Annotated in this window: 25 protein-coding genes and 2 tRNA genes; 9 read left to right on the top strand and 18 right to left on the bottom strand. The window is 68.7% G+C overall.

What is annotated here, in order from left to right; translation table 11 throughout:
• Window positions 1-52: 52 nt before the first annotated feature.
• The gene (gene bfr, locus JJB11_RS15055) at window positions 53-529 is read left to right on the top strand and encodes a bacterioferritin (protein WP_201172860.1); all 477 of its coding nucleotides are present in this window, start codon (window positions 53-55) and stop codon (window positions 527-529) included.
• Here bfr and feoB read toward each other — a convergent pair whose 3' ends face one another.
• Together feoB and JJB11_RS15045 are read right to left on the bottom strand one after the other, a co-directional pair.
• Window positions 530-2,416: a ferrous iron transporter B gene (gene feoB / locus JJB11_RS15050; RefSeq protein ID WP_201172858.1), complete on the bottom strand. Its 1,887-nt coding sequence runs from the start codon at window positions 2,414-2,416 to the stop codon at window positions 530-532.
• The gene (locus tag JJB11_RS15045) at window positions 2,413-2,724 is read right to left on the bottom strand and encodes a FeoA family protein (RefSeq protein WP_201172856.1); all 312 of its coding nucleotides are present in this window, start codon (window positions 2,722-2,724) and stop codon (window positions 2,413-2,415) included. The genes feoB and JJB11_RS15045 overlap by 4 nt, the downstream gene beginning before the upstream one ends.
• Window positions 2,725-2,815: 91 nt before the next feature.
• On the opposite strand from JJB11_RS15045, the gene JJB11_RS26045 reads away from it, so the two are divergent.
• The 4 genes from JJB11_RS26045 to JJB11_RS15025 are packed head-to-tail and all read left to right on the top strand — an operon-like array spanning window position 2,816 to window position 4,992.
• Window positions 2,816-3,094: a (2Fe-2S)-binding protein gene (locus JJB11_RS26045; protein WP_201964864.1), complete on the top strand. Its 279-nt coding sequence runs from the start codon at window positions 2,816-2,818 to the stop codon at window positions 3,092-3,094.
• A 53-nt stretch (window positions 3,095-3,147) separates the two neighbouring features.
• Entirely contained in the window at window positions 3,148-3,852 is a 705-nt protein-coding gene (locus JJB11_RS15035; protein WP_201172853.1) for an energy transducer TonB, read from the top strand.
• A gap of 10 nt (window positions 3,853-3,862) precedes the next feature.
• On the top strand, window positions 3,863-4,576 hold the full coding sequence (locus JJB11_RS15030) for a MotA/TolQ/ExbB proton channel family protein (protein WP_201172850.1): 714 nt from the start codon (window positions 3,863-3,865) through the stop codon (window positions 4,574-4,576).
• Window positions 4,577-4,578: 2 nt separating this feature from the next.
• The gene (locus JJB11_RS15025) at window positions 4,579-4,992 is read left to right on the top strand and encodes an ExbD/TolR family protein (protein ID WP_201172847.1); all 414 of its coding nucleotides are present in this window, start codon (window positions 4,579-4,581) and stop codon (window positions 4,990-4,992) included.
• A gap of 9 nt (window positions 4,993-5,001) precedes the next feature.
• Here JJB11_RS15025 and JJB11_RS15020 read toward each other — a convergent pair whose 3' ends face one another.
• On the bottom strand, window positions 5,002-5,409 hold the full coding sequence (locus JJB11_RS15020; RefSeq protein ID WP_201172844.1) for a GlcG/HbpS family heme-binding protein: 408 nt from the start codon (window positions 5,407-5,409) through the stop codon (window positions 5,002-5,004).
• A 119-nt stretch (window positions 5,410-5,528) separates the two neighbouring features.
• Here JJB11_RS15020 and JJB11_RS15015 point away from each other — a divergent pair, with 119 nt between their 5' ends.
• Window positions 5,529-6,224 carry a Bax inhibitor-1 family protein gene (locus JJB11_RS15015; RefSeq protein WP_201172843.1) on the top strand — a complete coding sequence of 232 codons (696 nt, stop codon included), beginning with the start codon at window positions 5,529-5,531 and terminating at the stop codon, window positions 6,222-6,224.
• A 299-nt stretch (window positions 6,225-6,523) separates the two neighbouring features.
• On the opposite strand, the gene rlmD is transcribed toward JJB11_RS15015, so the two are convergent.
• The 6 genes from rlmD to surE all read right to left on the bottom strand — a co-directional run bounded on the left by rlmD (window position 6,524) and on the right by surE (window position 12,376).
• The gene (gene rlmD / locus JJB11_RS15010; RefSeq protein WP_201172829.1) at window positions 6,524-7,924 is read right to left on the bottom strand and encodes a 23S rRNA (uracil(1939)-C(5))-methyltransferase RlmD; all 1,401 of its coding nucleotides are present in this window, start codon (window positions 7,922-7,924) and stop codon (window positions 6,524-6,526) included.
• A gap of 25 nt (window positions 7,925-7,949) precedes the next feature.
• Complete coding sequence (locus JJB11_RS15005; protein ID WP_201172815.1) at window positions 7,950-8,747, bottom strand: 3'-5' exonuclease; 798 nt, start codon at window positions 8,745-8,747, stop codon at window positions 7,950-7,952.
• A 176-nt stretch (window positions 8,748-8,923) separates the two neighbouring features.
• Window positions 8,924-9,934, bottom strand: a complete 1,011-nt coding sequence (gene rpoS, locus JJB11_RS15000; protein ID WP_201172811.1) for an RNA polymerase sigma factor RpoS — start codon at window positions 9,932-9,934, stop codon at window positions 8,924-8,926.
• A 2-nt stretch (window positions 9,935-9,936) separates the two neighbouring features.
• The gene (locus JJB11_RS14995) at window positions 9,937-10,857 is read right to left on the bottom strand and encodes a peptidoglycan DD-metalloendopeptidase family protein (RefSeq protein ID WP_201172799.1); all 921 of its coding nucleotides are present in this window, start codon (window positions 10,855-10,857) and stop codon (window positions 9,937-9,939) included.
• Window positions 10,854-11,609: a protein-L-isoaspartate(D-aspartate) O-methyltransferase gene (locus JJB11_RS14990; protein ID WP_201172797.1), complete on the bottom strand. Its 756-nt coding sequence runs from the start codon at window positions 11,607-11,609 to the stop codon at window positions 10,854-10,856. The genes JJB11_RS14995 and JJB11_RS14990 overlap by 4 nt, the downstream gene beginning before the upstream one ends.
• A complete protein-coding gene (gene surE / locus JJB11_RS14985) occupies window positions 11,606-12,376 on the bottom strand; it encodes a 5'/3'-nucleotidase SurE (protein WP_201172795.1) in 771 nt (256 codons plus the stop codon). Before surE ends, JJB11_RS14990 begins: the two co-directional genes overlap by 4 nt.
• Before the next feature lie 92 nt (window positions 12,377-12,468).
• Here surE and JJB11_RS14980 point away from each other — a divergent pair, with 92 nt between their 5' ends.
• Together JJB11_RS14980 and JJB11_RS14975 are read left to right on the top strand one after the other, a co-directional pair.
• The gene (locus tag JJB11_RS14980; RefSeq protein WP_201172793.1) at window positions 12,469-13,458 is read left to right on the top strand and encodes an NADPH:quinone oxidoreductase family protein; all 990 of its coding nucleotides are present in this window, start codon (window positions 12,469-12,471) and stop codon (window positions 13,456-13,458) included.
• A 37-nt stretch (window positions 13,459-13,495) separates the two neighbouring features.
• Window positions 13,496-13,571 (top strand) — tRNA-His (locus tag JJB11_RS14975).
• 67 nt (window positions 13,572-13,638) lie between these two features.
• On the opposite strand, the gene JJB11_RS14970 is transcribed toward JJB11_RS14975, so the two are convergent.
• The 6 genes from JJB11_RS14970 to JJB11_RS14945 all read right to left on the bottom strand — a co-directional run bounded on the left by JJB11_RS14970 (window position 13,639) and on the right by JJB11_RS14945 (window position 18,866).
• Entirely contained in the window at window positions 13,639-14,193 is a 555-nt protein-coding gene (locus tag JJB11_RS14970) for a DUF1003 domain-containing protein (protein ID WP_201172790.1), read from the bottom strand.
• 104 nt (window positions 14,194-14,297) lie between these two features.
• Entirely contained in the window at window positions 14,298-16,217 is a 1,920-nt protein-coding gene (locus tag JJB11_RS14965; protein ID WP_201172788.1) for a SurA N-terminal domain-containing protein, read from the bottom strand.
• A gap of 60 nt (window positions 16,218-16,277) precedes the next feature.
• Window positions 16,278-16,353, bottom strand: a tRNA-Val gene (locus tag JJB11_RS14960).
• 19 nt (window positions 16,354-16,372) lie between these two features.
• Window positions 16,373-16,645 (bottom strand): HU family DNA-binding protein, encoded by a 273-nt coding sequence (locus tag JJB11_RS14955; protein ID WP_013901776.1) that lies wholly within the window; start codon window positions 16,643-16,645, stop codon window positions 16,373-16,375.
• Between the two features lie 254 nt (window positions 16,646-16,899).
• Window positions 16,900-17,985 (bottom strand): tartrate dehydrogenase, encoded by a 1,086-nt coding sequence (locus JJB11_RS14950; protein WP_201172775.1) that lies wholly within the window; start codon window positions 17,983-17,985, stop codon window positions 16,900-16,902.
• The gene (locus tag JJB11_RS14945; protein ID WP_201172764.1) at window positions 17,982-18,866 is read right to left on the bottom strand and encodes an alpha/beta fold hydrolase; all 885 of its coding nucleotides are present in this window, start codon (window positions 18,864-18,866) and stop codon (window positions 17,982-17,984) included. The genes JJB11_RS14950 and JJB11_RS14945 overlap by 4 nt, the downstream gene beginning before the upstream one ends.
• A 75-nt stretch (window positions 18,867-18,941) precedes the next feature.
• Here JJB11_RS14945 and JJB11_RS14940 point away from each other — a divergent pair, with 75 nt between their 5' ends.
• Window positions 18,942-19,916 carry a LysR substrate-binding domain-containing protein gene (locus JJB11_RS14940; RefSeq protein WP_201172761.1) on the top strand — a complete coding sequence of 325 codons (975 nt, stop codon included), beginning with the start codon at window positions 18,942-18,944 and terminating at the stop codon, window positions 19,914-19,916.
• Here the strand turns inward: JJB11_RS14940 and JJB11_RS14935 are convergent.
• From JJB11_RS14935 to JJB11_RS14925, 3 genes are all read right to left on the bottom strand, one after another.
• Window positions 19,807-20,778, bottom strand: coding sequence for a DMT family transporter (locus JJB11_RS14935; RefSeq protein WP_201172752.1), 972 nt, complete (start codon window positions 20,776-20,778; stop codon window positions 19,807-19,809). The genes JJB11_RS14940 and JJB11_RS14935 overlap by 110 nt on opposite strands.
• 4 nt (window positions 20,779-20,782) lie before the next feature.
• Window positions 20,783-21,352, bottom strand: a complete 570-nt coding sequence (gene pgsA, locus JJB11_RS14930) for a CDP-diacylglycerol--glycerol-3-phosphate 3-phosphatidyltransferase (RefSeq protein ID WP_201172750.1) — start codon at window positions 21,350-21,352, stop codon at window positions 20,783-20,785.
• A 69-nt stretch (window positions 21,353-21,421) separates the two neighbouring features.
• The coding region (locus JJB11_RS14925) for an IS30 family transposase (RefSeq protein WP_201165857.1) at window positions 21,422-21,650 on the bottom strand (229 nt) is incomplete at its 5' end.

The raw sequence follows: 21,650 nt of genomic DNA, 5'->3' as shown, positions 1-21,650 counted from the left end.
AAGCCTCCTTTGCCTTGCGCCACAATCGCCGCACCCCCAAGCGGAGACGACGATGCAAGGCGATCCCCAGATCATCCAGCTGCTGCAGGCGCAGCTGAAGAACGAACTGACGGCGACCAACCAGTACTTCCTGCATTACCGCATCCTGAAGCACTGGGGCTTCGATCGCCTGGCGAAGAAGGAGTACGAGGAATCCATCGGCGAGATGAAGCACGCGGACAAGCTGATGGAGCGCATCCTGTTCCTCGACGCCTTGCCCAACCTGCAGGACCTCGGCAAGCTGATGGTGGGCGAGGACGTGCCCGAGATCCTGGACTGCGACCTGCGCAGCGAGCGCGGTGCCCAGGCCACCATCAAGGCCGGCATCGCGCAGAGCGAGGCGGCCAAGGACTACGTCTCGCGCGAGATCCTCGCGGAGATCCTCGTCGATACCGAGGAGCACATCGACTGGCTGGAAACGCAGATCGACCTGCTGAACAAGGTCGGCCTGCAGAACTACCTGCAGTCGCAGATGGGCGAAGCTTCCTGATCAGCCCCAGCCGAGCGCGAGCGCCACGCGGTAGGTGATGAAGGACGCGATGTAGGCCAGCCCGAACAGGTAGGCCGCCATCACCAGCGCCCATTTCCAGCCGCCGGTTTCGCGCTTCACGGTCGCGAGCGTCGCCATGCATTGCGGCGCGAACACGTACCACGCCAGCAGCGACAACGCGGTCGCCAGGCTCCAGCTGTGCGCGATGATCGGCGTCAATGCCTGGGCCGTGTTCGTTCCCGTGGCCGACAGCGCATAGACCGTCCCGAGCGCGCTCACCGCCACCTCGCGCGCGGCGAGCCCGGGCACCAGCGCGATGCTGATCTGCCAGTTGAAGCCGATCGGCGCCAGCAGGACGGACAGCCCGTGCCCCAGGATGCCGGCGACGCTGTACTCGATGGCGGGACGCGTGGCTCCCTCGGGCGCGCCCGGAAAGCTCGCGAGAAACCACAGCGCGATCGTCAGCACCAGGATGATGGATCCGACGCGCCGCATGAAGATCACGGCGCGCTGCCACAGTCCCAGCGCCACGCTGCGCAGGTGGGGCCAGTGGTACACGGGCAGTTCCATCATCAGCGGACGCACCAGGCCTCGCGCCGTCGTGCGTTTCAGGATCCACGCCACCATCAGCGAGCCGGCGATGCCCGCGAGGTAAAGCAGGAAGAGCACGAGCCCCTGCAATTCCAGGCCCGGCCCGACGCTGCGATGCGGGATGAACGCGCCGATCAGCAGCGCGTAGACCGGCAGGCGCGCCGAGCAGGTCATCATCGGCGCGATCATGATGGTGACCAGCCGGTCGCGTGGATTGGCGATGGTGCGCGTGGCCATGATGCCGGGAATGGCGCACGCGAAGCTGGAGAGCAGCGGGATGAACGAACGGCCGGACAGGCCGACGCCGCCCATGATGCGATCGAGCAGGAAGGCCGCGCGTGGCAGGTAGCCGGATTCCTCCAGCACCAGGATGAAGAAGAACAGGATCAGCACCTGCGGCAGGAACACGATCACTCCGCCGACGCCGGCGACCAGGCCGTCGACGAGGAAGCTGCGCAGGTAGCCCTCGGGCAGCAGGCTGCCCACGGCGTTGCCCACCCAGTTGGTCGCCTCCTGGATGGCGGCCATCGGCATCTTGGCCCAGGCGAACACGGCCTGGAACACGAAGAACAGCAGCAGGGCCAGCAGCACGGGACCGACGACGGGGTGCAGCACCACGCGATCCATACGGTCGCTGAGCAGATGAGGAGCGACGTTGTCGAGGCCCAGCCGTTCGAGGATCTGGCGCACGCGATCGTGGTCGGGCAGCTCGTCGCCCGGCGGCATCGGCACCGGCATCAGGCTGGTGGTGGGCTGCCAGATTTCCGGACGTGCCAGCAGTTCGCGCAAGGCCGCATCGCCCTCGCCCTGCACGGCCACCGTGCTCACCACCGGCACGCCGAGTTCGCTGGCGAGCGCATCCGGGTCGAGCCGGATGCCGCGACTGGCGGCGAGGTCCGCCATGTTGAGCGCGACCACGCAGGGCAGGTTCATGCGCTTGATGCCCAGCACCAGGCGCAGGCCCCGGCGCAGGTTGGTCGCGTCGAGCACGCACACGACCAGGTCGGGGCGCTTCTCGCCACGCGCCCTGCCTTGCAGGACTTCGCAGGTGATGCGCTCGTCGGGCGAGCGCGGGTTCAGGCTGTACGTGCCCGGCAGGTCCAGCACACGCACCGTCTTGCCGGAAGACAGCGTGAGCTTGCCTTCCTTGCGCTCGATGGTCACGCCGGCGTAGTTCGCAACCTTCTGGTTGCTGCCGGTCAGGCGGTTGAACAGCGCCGTCTTGCCTGCATTGGGATTGCCGACCAGCGCCGCGAGCCGGCCGGTCGGATGCAGGTGGACGACGGCCTCGTTCATGCGCCGCGGCCGGCGGTCCCTTCGACCTGGATGCAGGCCGCCTCGGCGCCGCGCAAGGCGAAGGTGGACTGGCCGACGCGCACCACCAGCGGGTCGCCGCCGGGAATGCCGCGGGTCATCACCATCACCTGCTCGCCGGGATAGAAGCCGATCTCCTCGAGCTGGCGCGCCCGTTCGGGCACCTGCGGATCAGGCAGCACCTGCTTCACCACGAAGGGCTTTCCCGTGGGCGCCTGCGCGAGCGATTCGCGCGGGACGACGTGCGCGCCGGGATGCGGCTCAGGAGTGGAAAAGGTTTCGCGTCGCATGGCTTGGTTTCCGTTCCAGCGCATTGTATTGCAAATGCGAGGGATTCGCATTTATACTGAAGTCTCTGTTCCACCCTGTCGCCAGCAAGCCATGATCGTCTGCGTCTGCCGCCGAGTTTCCGATCGCGAGATCGCCCGCCACGCACGCGCCGGGATGAGCTTCGACGACATCCAGTTCGAGCTGGGCGTCGCCACGCAGTGCGGGCAATGCGAGGGCTGCGCCCGCGACGTGGTGGCGCAGTGCAATCCCCTCCATCCGGTGGCAGCGGTGCAAAGCGAAGTACACAGCCACGCCGGGGAGTCGTCCGCCCACGTGCAGGACAGCGCGGCGCGGCCCTGCCCTGGCTGCGGCTGCGGCGCGGCCGGCTGATCCTCGCCCCGGTGCTGCGCCGGGTGGCGCACTGACTGCCCTATCCTCGCGGCATGCCCGCGCGAACGTCCTCCGCGATCCCTGCATTCCAGCGCAAGCTCGTCGCGGCCGGCGGCGTGGTGCTGTTGCACGTAGCCGCGCTCTGGGCGCTGCAGTCCGGGCTGCTCCACCGTCCCGCCGAGATGTTCGTCCCCGTCCAGATCGTGACCGAGATCATCACGCCGCCGGTGCCTCGCCCGGCGCCTCCGGTTGCCACGCCCGAGCCGCCCTCCAAGCCCACCAGGGCAGCCGAGCCGCACGTGCCCGCGCACAAGACACCGCCTCCGCCCGCACCTAAGCCTGCGGCCGCGCCCGAACTGCCGCCCGCGCCGAATGCGCCCACCGGGCTCGCCCAGCCGCAACCCACGCCGCCCCCGGTCGCCGCTGCGGCTGCTGCTGCACCCGCACCCGCGCCGGCGCAAGCCACCGCCAGCGTCGAACTGCCCGTGAGCGACGCCGACTACCTGCACAATCCAAAGCCCGCCTACCCGCCGACCAGCAGGCGCCTGGGCGAGCACGGCAAGGTGGTGTTGCGGGTGCTGATCGGGGTGGACGGCAGGGCGCAGGATGCGACCGTGCTCGAATCGAGCGGCTTCGCCCGTCTCGACCGCGCGGCGCTGGAGGCCGCGCGCCAGTGGCGCTACGTTCCGGGCAAGCGAGGCGGCGTCCCGGAGCCGATGTGGGTGAAGGTCCCCATCGATTTCGATCTTTCGGAGTAGGACGGAGAACATGAACACGGAACTGGGGCTCGCGCACTTCTGGAGCGCGGGCGACATCGTCACCAAGGCCGTCGCGCTGCTGCTGCTCGCCATGTCCCTGGCGTCCTGGATGGTCATCGTCCTGAAGGCCATGGACTTGCAGCGGTATCGCCGGCAGGCCCGCAGCATCGAGAGCTTCTGGCACGCCGCCGATTTCGCGGATGGCCTCAGCAAGCTAGGCACCGATCCCGCGAATCCCTTCCGCGCGCTCGCACTCGAGGGGCGGGAGGCGGCGGCCCACCACAACGCGCAGCCGCAGTTGCACGACTCGCTGGGTGCGAGCGAGTGGCTCACGCGTGCGATGCGCAACTCCATCGACGAATCGACGGCGCGCCTGCAGGGTGGCCTGGCGGTGCTCGCCTCGGTCGGTTCGACGGCGCCCTTCGTGGGCCTGTTCGGAACCGTCTGGGGCATCTACCACGCGCTGCTCGCCATCGGCACTTCCGGCCAGGCCACCATCGACAAGGTCGCGGGCCCGGTGGGCGAGGCTCTCATCATGACCGCGCTGGGCCTGGCGGTCGCGATCCCGGCGGTGCTGGGCTACAACGCGCTCGTGCGCGGCAACAAGGGCGTGCTGTTCAAGCTGAATCGCTTCGCGCACGACCTACACGCGTACCTTGTCACGGGCTCGCGCGTCTCCGTGGACGACGCGGGCAAGGTGGTCCCGATGAAGAAAGGATCCTGAGCATGGCGTTCGGCACGCAGGACGACACCGACGACGTGATGAACGAGATCAACATGACGCCGCTGGTGGACGTCATGCTGGTGCTCCTGATCATCTTCATGATCACCGTCCCCGTGATGAAGCACTCGGTGGAAGTGGACCTGCCGCGCGCGAACAGCCAGCCGCTGGACGTGCAGCCGCAGACCGTGCGGCTGACCGTCGACGCCCGGGGGCAGTACTGGTGGAACGAGGCGCCCGTCAGCGACCAGGACCTGGCGCGCATGCTGCGCGCCGCGGCGGCGCGCGACCCGCAGCCGGAGCTGCACATCCGCGGCGACAAGGACGTGCGCTACGAGCGCGTGGCACAGGCCCTGTCCGCAGCGCAGCAGGCGGGGCTGCGCCGCATCGGCTTCCTCACCGAGCCGAAGCCCCAGTGACGCACCGGCTCAGAGGCCAAGCGCCGCGATGCCGGCGCGGGCGATCTGGGCGTCCTCGCTGCTCTTGACGCCGCTCACGCCGATCGCACCGATGCACTGGCCGTCCTTGAGGATGGGGAAGCCGCCCTCCAGCATGCCGTCGATGACCGGTGCGCTCAGGAAGGACATGCGGCCGCCGTTGATCATCTCCTCGTAGGTCCGGCTTTCGCGGCGGCCGAGCGCCGCCGTGCGGGCCTTGGCCGGCGCGATGTGCGCGGACACCGGTGCGGTGCCGTCCAGGCGCTGCAGCCAGAGGAGGTGACCGCCGTCGTCGACGATGGCGATGCACACCGCCCAGTGGTTGGCCAGGGCCTCCGCTTCGGCGGCGGCGGCGACCGCCTTGACGTCGGCGAGCTCGAGGACAGCTTTGTTTTTCATGGGACGCAGGAACAACGGGAAAGCAGCAAGCATAGCCGCTGGACGGCAAACTCTTTCCGGGCAACACGGGAACCCTCCTAGAATCCGCTCATCCAATCGCCTGACAGGAGAAACCAGCCATGAGCGACCCGATCCAGAACTTCCCTGCCTACGCGTACGGCAACACCGCGGCGCTGGAACAGCGCAACAAGGTGCTGCGCAACACCTACTGGCTGCTCGCCATCAGCCTGATCCCGACGGTGCTCGGCGCCTGGGTGGGCGTGACCACCGGCATCACCCGCAACCTCACCGGGGGCTTGGGCCTCGTCGTCTTCCTCGGCATCGCGTTCGGCTTCATGTACGCGATCCAGAAGACCAAGGACTCGGCGGCCGGCGTGGGCGTGCTGCTCGCCTTCACCTTCTTCATGGGCCTGATGCTCTCGCGCCTGATCGCGATGGTGCTCGGGTTCAGGAACGGCACCGGGCTGGTGATGATCGCCTTCGGCGGCACCGCCGGCGTGTTCCTGGTGATGGCTACGCTGGCCACGGTGATCAAGCGCGAGCTGTCCGGCCTGGGCAAGTGGCTGTTCGCCGGCGCCGTCGTCCTGGTGGTCGGCAGCGTCATCAACGTGTTCGTGGGCTCCACGATGGGCGTGCTGGTGATCAGCACCCTGGCCATCGGCATCTTCAGCATGTACATGCTGTACGACCTGAAGCAGATCATCGACGGCGGCGAGACGAACTACATCAGCGCCACGCTGATGCTGTACCTGGACCTGTTCAACGTGTTCCAGAGCCTGCTGATCCTGCTGGGCATCACCTCCGGCGACGACTGAGCGCAGATCGCTCCACGAAAAAGGCCCGCTTCGCGCGGGCCTTTCTTCTGGTCGTTTGCGGAGGGGCACAAAGAAGTGCCCTCTGAGGTGCGGGGGCGACTCACGGGCCTTCGTACTCGTAGGCTGGCGGTGAGCAATGCGAACCCCAGCGATCCGGCGCAGCGCAGCAAGCTGGGGTTCGCCTGCGGCTCACCAACCAGCCTACGGTCTCCGGTTCAACTGCCGCAACATGCAACGCGGCGCAGGCCAGGGGCCGCACCGACCGAGATTCGCCGGAACCCGGCGAACACCCCCCCACTTCAGGCCAGGTCGAACACGGCGATCGACTCCACGTGCGCCGTGTGCGGGAACATGTTCACCACGCCGGCGTGGGTGCAGGTGTAGCCCGCCTGGTGCACCAGCAGCCCGGCATCGCGCGCCAGCGTCCCCGGGTTGCAGCTGACGTAGACGATGCGCCGCGGCGGCTTCCAGGTGCCGCGCAGCGACGGGTCCTGGTGCAGGTCGGCCAGGGCTTTCGCGAGCGCGAAGGCTCCTTCGCGCGGCGGATCCACCAGCCAGCGGTCGGCCGCGCCGTCGGCAACCAGCTGCTGCGGCGTCATCTCGAACAGGTTGCGCGCGAGGAAGCGCGTGCCCGCGAGCGGCGCCGCGCGGCCGGCCTGGTTGCGCTGGTAGTTCTCGCGCGAGCGGGCCACCAGCGCCTCGCTTCCTTCGATGCCCAGCACCTCGCCCGCGCGCGTAGCCAGCGGCAGCGTGAAGTTGCCCAGCCCGCAGAACCAGTCGATCACGCGCTCGCCGCGCTGCACGTCCAGCAGTCGCACGGCCCGGTCCACCAGCACGCGGTTGATGTGCGGGTTGACCTGCGTGAAGTCCGTCGGCTTGAACGGCATGGTGATCCCGAACTCCGGCAGCGCATACGCGAGTTCCGGACCGCCCTCGTCCAGCAGCCGCACCGTGTCGGGCCCCTTCGGCTGCAGCCACCACTGCACGCCTGCCGACGCATGGTCGCTCGCGAACTCGCGCAGCTTGGCCAGGTCGCCTTCCGACAGCGGCTCCAGGTGACGCAGCACGAGCGCCGTGACCGTGTCGCCGCAGGCCAGCTCGATCTGCGGACAGGTCTCGATCGCGTCCATGGAGCCGATCAGCGCGCGCAGGGGCAGCAGCAGGTCGCTCACGTGCTTCGGCACGACGTGGCACTCGCGGATGTCGGCCACGTAGCGGCTCTTGCGCTCGTGGAAGCCGACCAGCACCGTCTCCTTCTTGCGCACGTGCCGCACCGAGAAGCGGGCGCGCCAGCGGTAGCCCCAGTCGGGCCCCTGGATCGCGGGCAGCATCGTCCCGGCGCGCACCTTGCCGAGGTGCCACAGGTTGTCTTCCAGCACGCGCTGCTTGATGGCGACCTGGGCGGCGACGTCCAGGTGCTGCATCTTGCAGCCGCCGCAGGCGCCCTCGTGCAGGCCGAAATGCGGGCAGCGCGGACGCACGCGCAGCGCCGACTCGCGGTGCACCTCGACCAGGGCGGCCTGCTCCCAGTTGTTCTTGCGGCGCTGGACCTTCGCGGTGACGCATTCGCCCGGCAGCGCGCCGTCGACGAACACGACCTTGCCGTCGGGGCGGCGCGCAACGCCCTGCGCCTCGATGTCCAGCGATTCGATCTGCAACCAGCCCTCCGGCAGCGGGGGCGGCTCCTGCCTGTCTGTCATCCCTCGATTGTCTCAGGGGCCGGGTTCAGGCCCAGGCGGCCAGGTATTCCCGCCAGTGCGGCTCGTTCGGCGCCAGCTCGCCCAGCGTCTGCTTCACGAAGTCGATCTCCTGCGCGTACTCGGCCTCGGTGAAGCCGCAGCGCATCTTCTGGAAGCGGCAGTACAGCAGGTAGGTGTTCATCACGTCCGTCTCGCAGTAGCGGCGGATCTCCTCCAGCTTGCCGTCGACGAACGCGGAGTAGACCTGCGAGCCGTCCATGCCCAGCTTGCCCGGGAAGCCGCACAGCTTGGCCATCGCATCCAGCGGCGCATTCGCGCGCGGCTGGTACATGGCCAGCAGGTCCATGAGGTCCAGGTGGCGCATGTGGTAGCGGCTGATGTAGTTGTTCCACTTGAACTCGCGGTCGTCCGGCGCCCCGCCCTCGCCCATGCACCAGTAGCGGTCCGCGCTCACGCCGTGGCGCAGGCCGCGGTAGTGCAGCACCGGCAGGTCGAAGCCGCCGCCGTTCCAGCTCACGAGCTGCGGCACGTACTTGTCCAGCACGTTGAAGAAGGTCTGGATCACCTTGCCTTCGCTCGCGTTGTCGCGGTCCACGAACGAGTGCACGCGCAGGCCGTCCGCGTTGCGGAACACGCAGCTGATCACCAGCACCCGCTGCAGGTAGTGCGGCAGGAAATCGCTCTGGTTGTTGTCCTTGCGCTCCTGCACCCAGGCGGCGTGGACCTGCTGGTCGCTCATGTCCGCGGGGGCGTCGCGCAGCTGACGCAGGCCAGCGATGTCGGGGATGGATTCGATGTCGAAAACGAGTACAGGCCAGGGCATGTTTCGACTGTATCAGTCGAAACATGCCCTGGCCTGCGGCCGCATCAGGAGCCCCCCATCCCAGCCTTCCCCCCGAAGGGGGAAGGAGCGGGGCGTCGTTGCACGAGCGCAGCGGGCAAGGCGAAAAGACTCGCGCAGCTAGCGGGTAGGCTGGCGGTGAGCGCAGCGAACCCCAGCTAGAACAGCGAGTCGCGATCGACGCCGCTGCGCGCCATCTGCCGTTTCAGCTTCGTCAGCGCTTCGTTCTGGATCTGGCGCACGCGCTCGCGCGTGAGGCCCAGGCGGTCGCTCAGGACCTCGAGGGTTTCGGGTTCGCGGTGGTGCAGGCCGAAGCGGCCTTCCAGCACTTCCTTCTCGCGGTTGGTGAGCGTGTCGATCCAGCCCGCGAGCAGCCGCTCGACTTCGTGGTTCTGGGTGACGCCCGTGGGATCGAGCGTCAGTTCGTCCGCCATGAAATCGCCCAGCGTGTGCTCGTCGTCCGAGCGGTCGACCACCGCGTCCAGCGACTTGGGCGTTTCGGCCATCGCGAGCAGCTGCGCCACCTCGTGCACGTCGCGCCCGAGCAGCGCCGCCACGTCCTCGACGCGCACGCCTTCGGCATCGCCTCCCCGCCGCGCGAGAAAGGCCGGATCGTTCTCCAGCGTGCGGCGCGCGCGCAGCACCTGCTGCAGCTCGCGCACGACGTGCACCGGCAGGCGGATCACGCGGCCCTGGTTCATCACCGCGCGCTCCACGGCCTGGCGGATCCACCAGGTCGCGTAGGTGGAGAAACGGAAACCGCGCTCCGGTTCGAACTTGTCGATCGCGTGCATCAGGCCCAGGTTGCCTTCCTCGATCAGGTCCGACAGCGGCACGCCGCGCCCGAGATAGCCTTTCGCGATGCTCACGACCAGCCGCAGGTTGTGCTCGATCATCGACTGGCGCGCGCGGAAATCGCCGGCACGCGCGCGCACCGCGGTGGCGTATTCCTCTTCGGCGGTGAACAACGTGGTGCGGCGCACGTCGCGCAGGTACAGCGTCAGCGTGTCGCTGCTCTCGCCCGAGAGGTCCGAAGGCAGCTCGCGCAACTGCACTTCGGGCACCGGCTCGAGGTTGGCCGGCGGCTCCGGCTCATCCGTGGGAACACTGTCCGCGTCGGGACCGGCGCCTGCAGGCGCCGGCAAGCCGTGCCCGTTGCGCCGCTTCATGGCTACTTCGCCGGCAGGTACCGCGTGGGGTCCACCGGCTTGCCCTGCCGGCGGATCTCGAAATGCAGCTTCACGCGGTCGGTGTCGGTGGACCCCATCTCCGCGATCTTCTGCCCCTTGCGCACGGCCTGGTCCTCCTTCACCAGCAGGGACTGGTTGTGCGCGTAGGCGGTGAGGTAGGTGTTGTTGTGCTTCAAGATGATCAGGTTGCCGTAGCCGCGCAGGCCCGCGCCCGCGTAGACGACGCGGCCATCCGCCGCTGCGAGCACAGGATCGCCGGCCCGGCCGCCGATGTCCAGTCCTTTGTTCTTCTGCTCGTCGAAACCCGCGAGCACCGTGCCCGCGCCGACCGTGGGCCAGCCCCAGGCGATGTCGTCGTCGGGCCCCGTGCTCGCCGGCGGCGTGGGCGCGGGCGTGCTGCTGGGCGCCGGCGCGGGCGCGGGCGCCGCCGATGCGACCGGCCGGGGTGCGCTGCTCGCCGCACTCGCCGGGGGCTGCGCCGCGACAGCGGGGGCCGGCGCGGACGCGGGCGAAGAGGCCGGCGGCGCTACCGCGACGGCCGTGCCGCCGGGGGGCGGGCCGACGCGCAGCACCTGCCCGACCTCGATCACGTTCGGGTTGTCGAGTCCGTTCCAGCGCGCGATGTCCCGCCAGTTCTGGCCCGACTCCAGCGCGATGCGCAGCAGCGTGTCGCCCGGGCGCACGGTGTAGTACCCCGGCTTGCCTGCATTCTCCGCACCGGGCAGCGGCCCCGCATGCGTCGTCTCGGTTGCGACCGCCGTCGGATGGCGTGCGGCCACCCGGTCTTCCACCGGGGCGGGCGCGCGGCGCGGCGCGGCGCAGGCGGCGAGCACGGCGCACGCGCACAGCACCCACAGCCAGTTCAGGGCGCGTTCGCGCCACAGCAATGTCTTCAGTCTCATGCGATGCCAGATTTTAGGGGGACAAAGTGAACGCTCTCAAGGATCGATTGCGAGAGCCGTCCCGCATTCTTCTCGATCACGACCAGCGCCTGCTGCCGGTTCGCCATCACCATCGGCGCGACGATGCGCCCGCCGTCGGCGAGCTGATCGGTCCACGTCGCAGGCACCGCCTCGCCGCCGGCTGCCGCGATGATGCCCGCATAGGGCGCGCCCTGGGCGAAACCGGCCATCCCGTCGCCGAACAGCAGGTGCACGTTCGCCAGACGAAAGGCGCGCAGGTTCGCGCGCGCGCGCTCGTGCAGGCCGCGCAAACGCTCGATGCTGTACACCTCGCTGGCCACGTGGCTCAGCACGGCGGCCTGGTAGCCGCAGCCGGTGCCGACTTCCAGCACCCGGCCGCAGCGGGCCTTGGCGCCGGGCGCTCCCAGCAGCAGCTCGATCATGCGCGCCACCACGCCGGGCTTGGAAATCGTCTGCCCAAGGCCGATCGGCAGGCTCGTGTCTTCATAGGCCTGGTTCACCAGCGCACTGTCGACGAAGCGGTGCCGCTCCACCGCGTTCATGGCGGCGAGCACACGCGCATCCGACACACCCTGGGCCGCGATCTTCTGCACCATGTTCGCCCGCACGGCCTGCGAGTCGAGCCCGAGCCCGCGCGGCGCAGTGGCCGGAGCCACCACCGCCGCGGGCTTGCGCTCCGCCGGTGCGGGCGCGCCGGGAAGGCGGGCCGGAAAGCCCGGACGGCGGCTCATCGGACGTCGCCCGTCGACAGGCGCGCGGCGGACTGCGCCCAGTAACGCAGCGCATCGTGATCGGTCAGGTCCACCTTCAAGGGCGTGATGGTGGGATGCCCTTGCAGCGCCGCGTGGAAGTCGGTGCCCTCCGCGTCGTCCTTGGGCAGGCCCGCCCCGCCGATCCAGTACATCACGTCGCCGCGCGGGCTGGGCTGCGAGATCACCTGCTCCGCCGCGTGGCGGCGTCCGAGGCGGCACACCTTGAAGGGCTTCAGTTCTTCGTACGGCCGGTTCGGGATGTTGACGTTCAGCAGCCAGTGCGCCTCGTCGGTGCGATGCTGCTCGGTGAGGAACTGCACCAGCTCGCGCGCCTTGCGCGCCGCCGCGTCGAGGTGGCCCCAGCCCTTTTCCGTCTGCGAGAAAGCGATCGCGGGAATGCCGAAGAGGTAGCCCTCCATCGCGGCACCCACGGTGCCGGAGTAGATGGTGTCGTCGCCCATGTTGGCGCCGTTGTTGATGCCGCTCACCACCAGGTCCGGTCGGTAACCGAGCAGGCCCGTCAGCGCGATGTGCACGCAGTCCGCCGGCGTGCCGTTCACATAGCGGAAGCCGTTGCCCGCGAGGTTCACGTACAGCGGCGCATGCAAGGTGAGCGCATTCGACTTCGCGCTGTTGTTGTGCTCGGGCGCGACCACTTCCACCTCGCCGAGATCGCGGATCGCTTCGTACAGCGCCACGATGCCCGGCGCCTGGTAGCCGTCGTCGTTGGAGAGCAGGATCTTCATCGCAGGGATTGTAGGCGCGGGTCACCGCAGGGACATTGCGCCCGGCGGCGGCTTGCCTATGATCGGGCCCGCACGAATAGAAGGAGAACGCCATGCAGGCCTGGCTATGCGAGAACCCCGTCGGCGTCGAGGCGCTGCAATGGAAGGAACTGCCCACCCCGCAACCGAAGGCGGGCGAGGTGCTGGTGGAGATCAAGGCGGCGAGCCTCAACTTCCCCGACCTGCTGATCGTGCAGAACAAGTACCAGCACAAGCCGCCCCTGCCCTTCGTGCCCGGCTCCGAATACGCAGGCATCGTGGCCGCGGTCGGCGAGGGCGTGACGCAGCTGAAGGTGGGGCAAGCGGTCGCCTGCCTCTCGGGCACCGGCGGCTTCGCGACGCACACCATCGCGAAGGCGGAGCTGTGCATGCCGCTGCCCGCAGGCTTTCCCTTCGTGGATGCGGCGGCGTTCATCATGATCTACGCGACCTCGCACCACGCGCTGGTGGATCGCGCGCAGCTGAAGGCCGGCGAGACCGTGCTGGTGCTCGGTGCAGCGGGCGGCGTCGGCACCTCGGCGATCCAGATCGCGAAAACGATGGGCGCGCGCGTGATCGCCGCGGCCTCGAGCGACGAGAAGTGCGAGCTGTGCCGCTCCATCGGCGCGGACGCGACCATCAACTACACGACGCATCCGGTGCCGACCGCCTTCCGCGACGCGATCAAGGCCGCCACGGACGGCAAGGGCCCCGACGTCATCTACGACCCGGTGGGCGGCGATTTCGCGGAGCCGGCCTTCCGCTCCATCGCCTGGCGCGGCCGCTACCTGGTGGTCGGCTTCGCCGCAGGCCCGATCCCCAGCCTGCCGCTCAACCTGCCGCTGCTCAAGGGCGCTTCGCTGGTCGGCGTGTTCTGGGGCGACTTTGCACGGCGCGAACCGAAGGCCAACGCGGCCATGATGCAGCAGCTGGCGCAGTGGTACGGACAGGGCAAGGTCAAGCCCGTCATCGACCGCACCATGCCGATGGCCGAGCTCAAGGCCGCGTACGAGCGCATGGGCTCGCGCGCAGTGAAAGGCAAGCTCGTGATGGTGAACCCCTGAACGGGGCGCGCCGCCCGGCTATAATCGCCGGCTCACGGTGGCTGTAGCTCAGTTGGTAGAGTCCAGGATTGTGATTCCTGTTGTCGTGGGTTCGAGTCCCATCAGCCACCCCAGGATCCCCAGGCCCTGAAGGCACCCGCCTCCAGGGCCTTTCTCTTGCCCCGGGTACGCGCGCCCGCCCTACCTCGCGGTGCCGCGCTCCTTCTCCCTCTCTTCCTCCTCGTGCGTCTCGTCGATTTCCTTGGCGAGCGCATCCAGCCGCGTCGCCTGCGCCAGCGCACTGACCTCCGGATCCTCGCCCTGCTGCACGCCCAGGTGCCGGGCGACGGACTCGAGCAGTTGCAGCGTCTTCGTCGTTTCCTGCTCCGCCAGCAGGTTCACCTGCAGTTCCAGCTGGTCGCGCCGTTCGCTCTGGCGCATCGCGTAGTTCTGCGCGATCAGGATGAAGGAGGCGATGAAGATCGACTCCATCGACGCCCACATGGTGAGGAAGGTGAAGGGATACGGATCCCAGTGCGGCAGCCCCGGGATCACGTTGACGGCGATCCAGGCGCCGAACACCACGGCATGGACCCAGACGAAATGGATGCTGCCGCAGAAGCGCGCGACGAAGGACGCCGTGCGGTCCGCGAAGCTCGGGTCGGCGACGGCCATCTGCTCGAGCTCGCGCACCGTGCGGACGTTGCGGCGCGTGATCTCGGCGGCCTCGGGCCGTTGGGGCGGTTCCTGCGACATGGGCGCCAGTGTCGGCCCAGCCGCAGGGCGGGCCTGCCGGACAGGCCCGGATGGCGCTGTCAGCCAGCGCAGCGCCAGCGCGCCGCGCCGCCGGCGCGTTTCGCTTATTCCGGGAGCGCTTCCTTCGGCTTGGGCACCTTGATCTGCACGTTGAAGCGCTCCTTCAGCGCATCGTAGAACGCGGCCGTCTCGGCCATCGCCCAGGCGCGCTGGTACTGCTGCTGCTCCTGTTGCGCCTGCGCCGGAGGCGGCGTGTCGCGGGGCAGCACCTTGTCGACCTGCACCACGGCGTAGCCATCGGCGCCGAGGTCCACGCCGAGCAGCGCGGGCAGCTTGGACGGGTCGGCACGCAAGGCCGCCTCGATGACGGCGCGCGGCTGCTGCTTGTCCTGCCGCGAGAGAGTGACGGGCGCTGGCAGCGTGGCGCTGGCCGGCGCGGCCTTCCATGCGGCGAGCTTCGCCTCGCCGTCCTTGCGCGCGAGTTCGGCGGCCCGCGCTGCCACGACGCGTTCACGCACCTGCGCCTTCACCTCCTCGAAGGGGCGCGTGTGCGCAGGGCTGTACTTCACGATGCGGCCCGAGACCATCTGGTTCGGGCCGACCTCCACGGCCTCGGTATTGCGCTTGCGCTCCACGGCGTCTGGCGCGAACAGCGCATTGAGGAACTTGGGGTTGGCGAGCGGGCCGGTGGCGCCGGGCTGCGGCGTGCGCGAGACGTCCTGCGCGCCGTGCACCTCGAGCTTCAGCTTGTCGGCGACCGGCTTGAGCGAATCCGACTGCTCGTAGACCGTGTTGGTGAAGGTCTCGGCCGCCTCGGCGTACTTCTTCTGCGCCAGGTCCTTGCGCATCTGCGCTTCGAGCTGCGGCTTCAGTTCCTCGAAGGTCTTGGGCTTGTCCAGCTTGATGTCGGTCAGCTTGATGATGTGGTAGCCGAACTCGGATTCGACGACACCGCTGATGTCGCCCTTCTTGTTGAGGGCGAACACGGCGTCCTCGAACGGCTTGGTCATCGCGCCGCGCGCGAAGTAATCCAGGTCGCCGCCGTTGGCCGCCGAGCCGGGGTCCTGCGAGTTCTTCTTCGCCAGCTCGGCGAAACTGTCCGGGTTCTTGCGGACCTGCGCGAGCAGCTCCTCCGCCGTCGCCTTCGCCTTCGCCTTCACGTCGGGCGTCGCGTTCTTCGGCACGGCGATCAGGATGTGGCTCGCGCGGCGCTCCTCCGGCTTGGCAGCGAGCCGCGCGGCGTTCTGGTCGTAGTAGCTCTTGAGGTCCGCCTCGTTGACGGTGATGCCCTTCTCGATCGAGGAGAGATCCAGCACCACGTACTGGATGTCTGCCTGCTCGGGCGCCTGGAACAGTTTCGCGTTGTCCTTGTAGAAGGCCTGCAGGTCCGCGTCCGTGGGCTGCACCTTCGCCTGGTAGTCGGCGGTGTTGAAACGCGCGACCTGCACCTCGCGTTTCTCGAAATACGCATTGAGCGCCACGTTGGCTTCGGCGGGCGGCGTGAACGAGGACTGGCCCGCGGCGGCCAGCACCTGGCGCACGGCGAGGTCGGCGCGCACCTGGTTCTCGAACATCTCCGGCGTCATGCCGCGCGCGGCGAGCAGCTGGCGATAGCGCTCCATGTCCAGCTTGCCGTCGGGGCCGCGCAGGGCGGTGATGACCTGGTTGGACTGCAGCTCGCGCGCGACGCGCTGGTCGGACACCAGCAGGTTGTCGTGCGCGACCGCCGCGGCCAGCACCTGCTGCCGCACCAGGCGCTCCAGCGTGCCGTACTTCGCCTCGGGCGTGTCGAAGATCTTGGGATCGAGCGTGGGCATCTGCTCGCGCAGCTGGTCGACCTGCTGCTTGTGCGCGTTGTCCCATTCCTGCTGCGTGATTTCGTGCCCGTCCACCTTGGCGACGGTCTCCCCGCGCTCGCGCATCCGGTTGTAGCCTTGCAGGCCGAACAGCACGAAGGAAGGCACGATCAGCAGGAACAGCAGGAACTGCATGACCTTCGTGTGCTTGCGGACGAAATCGAACATGGTTGTGGACTCGGGCTCGGGGACAAACAAAAAGGCGAACCGCGGTTCGCCTTTCTTCGTTGGTGGGTGCTGACGGGATCGAACCGCCGACCTACGCCTTGTAAGGGCGCCGCTCTACCAGCTGAGCTAAGCACCCCACCGGGAGAATACCGTCTTCAGTTCAGCGCATCCTTCAGCGCCTTGCCGGGACGGAACTTGGGCACCTTGGCAGCCTTGATTTTAATCTGCGCGCCGGTCCGCGGATTGCGGCCGCTGCGCGCGGCCCGTTTGCCCACGGCAAAGGTGCCGAATCCGACCAGCGACACCGAGCCGCCCTTCTTCAGGGTGGTCTTCACCGCGCCGATCATCGACTCGAGCGCGCGGGTGGCCGCGGCCTTGGAAATGTCAGCGTGCTTCGCGATGTGCTCGATCAGTTCAGTCTTGTTCACAGGGGCCCCTCGTCCAGATATGTTTATTGCTGCTCCGGTCCAAAAATTTGTCTCCCGTTCCCGGGTCGACGCTCGCGAAGGAGGGTGGCGGGAAGGGGAGACAGTGCGGGCGGCCTTGCGGCCACTGCCGGTGATTAGAAACAGCGCCGCGAGGGGTGTCAATACGCCATGCGGCAATACAACAGCGCAGCGGACTTAGTGCGCGGGTGCGCGTGCACCGCGCGGCGGATGGTGCGCCGCCGCGCGACTGCGGCTCACAGTGCTTCGGCGACCGCCTTGCCGACGTCGGTGGTGCTCGCCTTGCCGCCGATGTCGGCGGTGCGCGGCGCGCCCGACTTCGGGTCCAGCACCGTCTCGATCGCCTTCAGGATCGCGTCGTGCGCATCCTTGTGCCCGAGGAACTCCAGCATCATCGCGCCGCACCAGATCTGGCCGATCGGGTTGGCGATGTTCTTGCCGTAGATGTCGGGCGCGGAGCCGTGCACCGGCTCGAACAGCGAGGGGAACTTGCGGTCCGGGTTCAGGTTGGCGCTGGGCGCGATGCCGATGGTGCCCGTGCACGCCGGGCCCAGGTCGGAGAGGATGTCGCCGAACAGGTTGCTCGCCACCACCACGTCGAAGAAGTCCGGGCGCTGCACGAAGTGGGCGGTGAGGATGTCGATGTGGAACTTGTCCGTCTTGACACCGGGGTAATTCTTCGCCATCTCGGCGACGCGCTCATCCCAGTAAGGCATGGTGATGGCGATGCCGTTGGACTTGGTGGCGCTGGTGAGGTGCTTCTTCGGGCGCGACTGCGCCAGCTCGAAGGCGAACTTCAGCACGCGGTCCACGCCGACGCGCGACATGATGGTTTCCTGCATCACGATCTCGCGCTCGGTACCGGGGTACATGCGGCCGCCGACGGCGGAGTACTCGCCCTCGGTGTTCTCGCGCACGATGTACATGTCGATCTCGCCCGGTTCGCGCCGGCTGCCGTCCTTGCGCACGACCGGCGCGATGATGCCGGGCATCAGCCGCGCGGGGCGCAGGTTCACGTACTGGTCGAACTCGCGGCGGAACAGCAGCAGCGACTGCCACAGCGAGGTGTGGTCCGCGATCTTCTCGGGCCAGCCAACCGCGCCGAAGAAGATCGCGTCGTGCCCGCCCACCTGGTCCTTCCAGTCGTCCGGCATGTACTGGCCGTGCTTCTCGCAGTAGTCCCAGCTGGAAAAGCCGAAGTGGTCGAACTGCAGGTCGATGCCGAACTTGCGCGCGGCCGCGTCCACGACGCGCACGCCTTCGGGCATGACTTCCTTGCCGATGCCGTCGCCGGCGATGACTGCGATGCGTTTCTTGCTCAAGGTGCTCTCCTGAAGAATGCGAGGGTTTCGTCGAGCAGAAGGGCCGGGGCCTCTTCCGCGATGTAGTGGCCGCAGTCGACGCTGCGGCCGGTGAATTCGGTGGCCGCGGCGCGCCAGAGCGCGGCCACGTCGAAGCAGCGGCCCACGGCACCATGCTGCCCCCACAGCACGCGCAGCGGCTGGGTGACTTTGCGGCCGGCGTCCTGGTCCGCCTGGTCGTGCTGCAGGTCGATTCCGGCGCTGGCCCGGTAATCGCCGCAGATCGCTTCGGCCGTGCCGGCGATGCCGGCGCAGCGCTCGTATTCGGCCAGTGCCTGGGGCGCGAACGCGGCGAGCCCAGCGTGCCGCGCACCCATCACGCTGCGCACGTAGCGCGCCGGGTCGGAGGCGATCAGCGCCTCGGGCAGCGGCGGCGGCTGGATCAGGAAGAACCAGTGCCAGTAGGCGCGTGCGAAGGCCTCGCTGGTGTTCCGGTACATGGCGAGGGTCGGCGCGATGTCCAGCAGCAGCATGCGCTCGACCGCCTGCGGATGGTCCAGCGCGAGCCGGTGCGCGACGCGGGCGCCCCGGTCGTGCGCCAGCACCTGGAAGCGCGCGTGCCCGAGTTCGCGCATGACGTGCAGCGCATCGGCTGCCATCTCGCGCTTGCTGTACGCCACCGACTGTTCGCCGGCAGCGGGCCGGCCCGAGTCGCCGTAGCCGCGCAGGTCCATCAGCACGACGTCGAAGCGTTCGGCGAGTTGCGGCGCGACGCGATGCCACATCGCGTGCGTCTGCGGATGGCCGTGCAGCAGCAGCAGCGGCGCGCCCTGCCCCGCGCGGCGCACGTTCAGCGTGACGCCGTCGCGAGCGATGCGCAGGGATGCGAAGCCTTCCAGCATGGCCGCGATTCTGGCATCGCGGCGGCAGCCGAGCCAGCAATAATGCGGCAAGCGATTCTTTCCGTTCCGGCAGCAATGCGACCCCATCTCGACCGACCCGACCTCGAACTGCTGCTCGCGATCCGCAGCCACGGCAGCCTGGCCGGCGCAGCCGCGGCGGCCGGCGTCGTGCCCTCCGTGATCACCAAGCGCCTCGCGGCGCTGGAAGCGCGGCTGGGACTGAAGCTGTTCCAGCGCACCACCCGGCGCGTGGTCCCGAGCGCCGAAGGCGAGGCGCTGTGCGAACGCGCACTGGGCCTGCTGGCGGGATTCCAGGCGATGGAGGCCGAACTGCAGGAGCGGCAGCGCGAGCCGGTGGGCCGCATCCGGCTCGCTGCGACCTTCGGCTTCGGGCGGCTGTGGCTCGGGCCTGCACTGGCGCAGTTCCAGCAGCGCCATCCGCAGCTGGAAGTGCAATTGCAGCTCACCGAGCAGCTCCCTGACCTCGCCATCGAAGGCTTCGACGGCGCCGTGTGGTTGTGGGCGGTGCGCGGGCAGCGCGCGAGCGAGTGGACAGGACGGCGTCTCGCGCGCAACCAGCGCGTGCTGGTCGCGGCGCCGGAGTACCTGGCCCGCCGCGGCACGCCGGCCACGCCGGAGGAACTCGCCGCGCACGACTGCCTGGTGGTGCGCGAGAACGAACAGTTCGGGCTCTGGCGGCTGCAACGCGAGCGCGATCGCGCGGAGCTGCGCGTGCGCGTGGGCGGCAAGCTCTCCAGCAACTCCGGCGAGCTGGTGCGCGACTGGTGCCTGGCCGGCCACGGCATCATGCTGCGCAGCCTGTGGGACATTGCCGGGGCGCTCGCGAGCGGCGAGCTGGTACGGGTGCTGCCTGGCTACGCGATGGCGGACGCGGACGTGCACTGGCTGGCGCCGCACACCGCGAGCACGCCGCGCCGCATCAAGTTGCTGGTGGACTTCCTGGCCGCGCGCTTTCGAGAGGAACCGTGGAAGGCGCAGGCGCCTGCACCTTCGGCGGCCGCACCACGAGGCTCACGCCCACGGCGGTGAGCGCCATGCCGCCGACGATGGCCGGCGTGATCGCCTCACCGAACAGCGCCCAGGCCATCAGCGCAGTGGTGGGCGGCACCAGGTACATGAGGCTGGTGACCGAAGTGGCGGCGCCGCGCTGGATCAGCAGGTACAGCAGCGAGCTGCCCCCCAGCGTGAGGCCCAGCACCGACCAGCCGACTGCGCCGACCAGTTCGCGGTTGATCGCGCCCGTGGGCAGCCACCAGCGCATCTCTTCCTGTTCCAGCAGCGCCAGCGGCAGGGTCACGGCGAACGCGGCTGCGAGTTGCACGAGATTGGCCGTGCGCACGTCGCACGGCGCGACAAAGCGCTTCTGGTACAGCGTGCCCGCGGTGATCGAGACGAGCGCCACCAGCGCGAAGGCGAGGTTCAGGGGCGTGACCTCGCCGTGCCCCAGTTTCTGCCACACGACCATGACGAGGCCGGCCAGCCCGAGCGCCAGGCCGCCCCACTGCCGGCGGGCCACCCGTCCGCCCCGCGCGGAGATCCACACGGCGGTCAGCACCGGTTGCAGGCCGACCAGCAGGGACGACAGGCCCGCGCCCATGCCCGCCTTCACCGCGGCCCAGACCCCACCAAGGTAGCCGGCATGCATCAGGATGCCGGTGATGGCCAGGTGCCCGGCCTGTCGCCGGTCACGCGGCCAGGCGGCGCCGGCCACGACGGCCCACACCAGGAAAGCCGTCACCGACAGCGCATAGCGCAGCACGAGGAACTTCATGGGCGGCGCATGCGGCATCCCGAAGCGCGCGACGATGAAGCCGGTGCTCCAGATCAGCACGAAGACGGCGGGCATCGCCCGCACCATCGCACCGGGGCGCGGGACGGCGGCGCTGGTCATGCGTTCACTTCTTCACGCGGCGCCGGATTTCCGGCAAGGCCTTCTGCAGGTAGTAGATCATCGACCAGACCGTGAGCACGGCGGCGAGCCAGATCAGCCAGCTGCCCCACACCTGCGTGTCGATGCGCCCGAACAGCACGCCGTCGTACAGCAGGAAGGGAATGGCGATCATCTGCACGGTGGTCTTGATCTTGCCCAGCATGTGCACGGCCACGCTCTTGGACGCGCCGATCTGCGCCATCCATTCGCGCAAGGCCGAGATGGCGATCTCGCGGCCGATGATGATCAGGGCCACGAACACGTCGGCGCGCCGCAGGTGCACCAGCACCAGCAGCGAGGCGCACACCAGGAACTTGTCCGCGACCGGGTCGAGAAAGGCCCCGAACGACGAAGCCTGGTTCAACTTGCGTGCGAGGAAGCCGTCGAGCCAGTCGGTCGCGGCGAACACCACGAACATCACGGTCGCGATGAGGTTCTGCAGGCCGGGCTCCAGACCGATGTAGAACACCCCCACCAGCAGCGGGATGGCCACAATGCGCGTCCAGGTCAGGATCGTGGGGACCGTGAAGAACATGGATGCGCATTGTGCATGAGGGCGATGCAAACCCAACAACCGGACGCAGAGGGCGGCGGATTCAACCGGTCACCGCAACAGTGCCTTGGCTAGTGTATCGGCCGGGGTGCTATAGCCAAGGGTCTTGCGTGGACGGGTGTTGAGCCTGTCGGCCACAGCATCGAGCTGGTCCTGGCTGAACCCGGACAGGTCTGTGCCCTTGGGGAAGTACTGGCGCAGCAGTCCGTTGGTGTTTTCGTTGGATCCTCTCTGCCAAGGGCTGCGGGGATCACAGAAGTACACCTGGACGTCCGTGGCA

The organism is Ramlibacter ginsenosidimutans (assembly GCF_016654015.1).
Classification (GTDB): Bacteria; Pseudomonadota; Gammaproteobacteria; order Burkholderiales; family Burkholderiaceae_C; genus Ramlibacter; species Ramlibacter ginsenosidimutans.
The sequence above is the reverse complement of the archived record's forward strand: the minus strand, read 5'-3'. Positions and strand labels throughout refer to the sequence as shown.

Coding starts and splice junctions, on each gene's coding strand:
- bfr (WP_201172860.1), top strand. CDS start 53: ATGCAAGGCGATCCCCAGATCATCCAGCTGCTGCAGGCGCAGCTGAAG.
- JJB11_RS15045 (WP_201172856.1), bottom strand. CDS start 2,724: ATGCGACGCGAAACCTTTTCCACTCCTGAGCCGCATCCCGGCGCGCAC.
- feoB (WP_201172858.1), bottom strand. CDS start 2,416: ATGAACGAGGCCGTCGTCCACCTGCATCCGACCGGCCGGCTCGCGGCG.
- JJB11_RS15025 (WP_201172847.1), top strand. CDS start 4,579: ATGGCGTTCGGCACGCAGGACGACACCGACGACGTGATGAACGAGATC.
- JJB11_RS15020 (WP_201172844.1), bottom strand. CDS start 5,409: ATGAAAAACAAAGCTGTCCTCGAGCTCGCCGACGTCAAGGCGGTCGCC.
- JJB11_RS14945 (WP_201172764.1), bottom strand. CDS start 18,866: ATGCTGGAAGGCTTCGCATCCCTGCGCATCGCTCGCGACGGCGTCACG.
- JJB11_RS14965 (WP_201172788.1), bottom strand. CDS start 16,217: ATGTTCGATTTCGTCCGCAAGCACACGAAGGTCATGCAGTTCCTGCTG.
- JJB11_RS15030 (WP_201172850.1), top strand. CDS start 3,863: ATGAACACGGAACTGGGGCTCGCGCACTTCTGGAGCGCGGGCGACATC.
- JJB11_RS14935 (WP_201172752.1), bottom strand. CDS start 20,778: ATGACCAGCGCCGCCGTCCCGCGCCCCGGTGCGATGGTGCGGGCGATG.
- JJB11_RS14995 (WP_201172799.1), bottom strand. CDS start 10,857: ATGAGACTGAAGACATTGCTGTGGCGCGAACGCGCCCTGAACTGGCTG.
- JJB11_RS14940 (WP_201172761.1), top strand. CDS start 18,942: ATGCGACCCCATCTCGACCGACCCGACCTCGAACTGCTGCTCGCGATC.
- surE (WP_201172795.1), bottom strand. CDS start 12,376: ATGAAGATCCTGCTCTCCAACGACGACGGCTACCAGGCGCCGGGCATC.
- JJB11_RS14990 (WP_201172797.1), bottom strand. CDS start 11,609: ATGAGCCGCCGTCCGGGCTTTCCGGCCCGCCTTCCCGGCGCGCCCGCA.
- JJB11_RS15015 (WP_201172843.1), top strand. CDS start 5,529: ATGAGCGACCCGATCCAGAACTTCCCTGCCTACGCGTACGGCAACACC.
- rlmD (WP_201172829.1), bottom strand. CDS start 7,924: ATGACAGACAGGCAGGAGCCGCCCCCGCTGCCGGAGGGCTGGTTGCAG.
- JJB11_RS15005 (WP_201172815.1), bottom strand. CDS start 8,747: ATGCCCTGGCCTGTACTCGTTTTCGACATCGAATCCATCCCCGACATC.
- rpoS (WP_201172811.1), bottom strand. CDS start 9,934: ATGAAGCGGCGCAACGGGCACGGCTTGCCGGCGCCTGCAGGCGCCGGT.
- JJB11_RS14970 (WP_201172790.1), bottom strand. CDS start 14,193: ATGTCGCAGGAACCGCCCCAACGGCCCGAGGCCGCCGAGATCACGCGC.
- JJB11_RS26045 (WP_201964864.1), top strand. CDS start 2,816: ATGATCGTCTGCGTCTGCCGCCGAGTTTCCGATCGCGAGATCGCCCGC.
- JJB11_RS14980 (WP_201172793.1), top strand. CDS start 12,469: ATGCAGGCCTGGCTATGCGAGAACCCCGTCGGCGTCGAGGCGCTGCAA.
- pgsA (WP_201172750.1), bottom strand. CDS start 21,352: ATGTTCTTCACGGTCCCCACGATCCTGACCTGGACGCGCATTGTGGCC.
- JJB11_RS15035 (WP_201172853.1), top strand. CDS start 3,148: ATGCCCGCGCGAACGTCCTCCGCGATCCCTGCATTCCAGCGCAAGCTC.